Origin of the sequence: Megasphaera jansseni, from assembly GCF_047974155.1 — a bacterium.
Taxonomy (GTDB): domain Bacteria; phylum Bacillota; class Negativicutes; order Veillonellales; family Megasphaeraceae; genus Megasphaera.
In genome coordinates, this window is record NZ_JBHYRR010000094.1 from 1 (window position 1) to 276 (window position 276).

Sequence of the window (276 nt, forward strand, 5' to 3'; positions counted from 1 at the left end):
AGTTCATCTGCATTTTTCGCAAAGAGCCGGGCCAGTTCCTGCCGTTCTTCTACTTTCTGCTTATCAAAGATGTGATCAGCGTCTGGAGGGCATGGGCTGTATCACGGTTGATTTTTGTCACATCCGTGACTCCCTGGGTGACTTGAATCGTTCCCTGGGAAATAGCTGATCGGGTGACTGAATGTGCATCTTTAGCGGCGCCTGGCAAAATATCCGGTGTGAGGCCGGTTTCATTGAAATGCTGGTTGCGTTCCTGGTCTGACGCATAGTGGTTAT

Annotated in this window: 1 protein-coding gene; it reads right to left on the reverse strand. The window is 50.0% G+C overall.

The window, feature by feature from the left end:
* Nucleotides 1-49 precede the first annotated feature (49 nt).
* Nucleotides 50-276 (reverse strand): hypothetical protein (locus ACE418_RS13520; protein WP_416451087.1); only part of this gene is annotated, 227 nt, incomplete at its 5' end.